The following is a 1834-nucleotide window of genomic DNA, read 5'->3' on the forward strand; positions in this document are numbered from 1 at the left end:
AATGACAAAAGGGACGCCGGTACCGACGGTCGATACGTGGAAGTCATAGGTTTGTTCAAGCGGCGTTGTATCGACAAATGCAAAACTAAGCAATAGTACAAAAAAAAGGAAACATACATTAAGAAATGTGTTTTTGTTATTCATTTTGTTGTTGATCTTAGGTGGAACAGCATATGGTATGACACGTTATCGTAGTGTAAAGAACTCGGTTAATAGCTCTTTTAAACCGTCTGGTGTGACTAAAGAACGTAATGTGAGTGGGCAATTAAAGAATAAGAAGCCAATTTCAATTCTTCTAATGGGAACTGATACCGGTGCGTTGGGACGTGATTACAAAGGTCGTACGGATAGTATGATGGTAATTACATTAAATCCAAGTGAAAACAAAACAACAGTAACAAGTATTCCACGTGATACTGCTGTCAATATACCTGGTTATAAGTCGGTTTCACCAGCTAAAATTAATGCGGCATATTCTTACGGTCAAACTAAGACAGCAATTAAAACCGTTCAAAAACTTTTGAATATTCCAATTGATTTTTACGCACTTATTAATATGGGTGGTATGGAAAAGGTTATTAATCAAGCTAATGGTGTTGATGTAACACCAACCTTAAGTTTTAAGTATGAAGGATTCTCATTTACAAAAGGTGAAAAGACTCATATGAATGGCAAGAAGGCTTTAGCATATTCACGTATGCGTTATGATGATCCACAAGGTGATTATGGACGTCAAACTCGTCAACGATCTGTACTTACTGCTTTGGTACATAAGAGTAGTTCAGTATCTACGTTATTAAACCAAAGCTTTATTAACTCATTGTCTGATCAAACACAAACTGATTTGACATTCGATGAATTAACTGCCCTTGCTAAGGATTATAATTCAGTTAGAAAACATACTTCAGAGACTCATTTGCAAGGTAATGGAGAAGAAGTTGCAAAACAAAGTATGGAAGTTATGAAGGAATCCGAATTACAACGAGTTACAAACTTTATTCGTGAGAATTTAGATTTGCCACATGCTAAGACAGGTAATATTCAGTTTAAGCCTTCTACACAAAGTTCAACAACAACTAAGTCGGTTCAAGATATCAATAATATTGGTTCACAACGTTCAACCACGGGAACATCCAAATAAGAATAGTACTGGAACAAACAGTGGTTCTGGTATAAGCAATAGTGGATATTCTAACTCAGGTTATTAATTAAATATCAAGAGCGGTATAAAAATGTAGGAAAATGACGGTTAAAATGGTCCTTTGTCAAATAGTATTGATGAATAGTTTTTGTATGGAAGGCAACCTCATGTAGGTTGTCTTTTTTTATGCACAAATGAGTCTTATTCTCTTGAGAAAATGGTCAAGATTTCTAAATCCATAACTGATACGTTTGAGTTTTTTTATCTTTCAAATGGTCTCTTCAAGAGGACCATTGGATTATGACATTGTACAACTATTCTTTATATAATTTAAATTCTTATGTAACGTTGAAATAGATGTATCCAGTGCTTTATACAAACGGGAATGTTTATCATTTATTTTTTTAAGACAACTGATTCTAACTTGATCCAATGCCCGGCTATATAACTGAACTATATGAAATCTATTAACTATTATTTGAGCATTGGGAAAAATTTTATGAATGACCGACTAGTAATTAGCGTTCAAATCAATAGAGACAGTCTTAACTGCTTGTCGTTCTGACAAGCTATAATTTTTTATAAAGTGTTCAATTATTGTTCTGGATAGTCTGTTATGGATCAGTTCAACTTGTCTATGTGTGTCTGCAGTAATAGCGATTAATGTAACAAGATTTTTTTCTGAGCTCATTT

At 33.9% G+C, this 1834-nt stretch carries 2 protein-coding genes and 1 pseudogene; 1 reads left to right on the top strand and 2 read right to left on the bottom strand.

The window, feature by feature from the left end; all coding sequences use genetic code 11:
- Nucleotides 1-133 precede the first annotated feature (133 nt).
- Nucleotides 134-1141: an LCP family protein gene (locus tag FHL06_RS12630; protein ID WP_420360974.1), complete on the top strand. Its 1008-nt coding sequence runs from the start codon at nt 134-136 to the stop codon at nt 1139-1141.
- A gap of 298 nt (nt 1142-1439) precedes the next feature.
- Here FHL06_RS12630 and FHL06_RS15170 read toward each other — a convergent pair whose 3' ends face one another.
- Nucleotides 1440-1646, bottom strand: a complete 207-nt coding sequence (locus FHL06_RS15170) for a transposase (protein WP_396127108.1) — start codon at nt 1644-1646, stop codon at nt 1440-1442.
- Nucleotides 1647-1652: 6 nt separating this feature from the next.
- Nucleotides 1653-1834 (bottom strand): annotated as a pseudogene (locus FHL06_RS14810) (ISL3 family transposase); the annotation flags it as partial.

It is taken from the genome of Companilactobacillus halodurans, from assembly GCF_009600985.1.
Lineage (GTDB): Bacteria > Bacillota > Bacilli > Lactobacillales > Lactobacillaceae > Companilactobacillus > Companilactobacillus halodurans.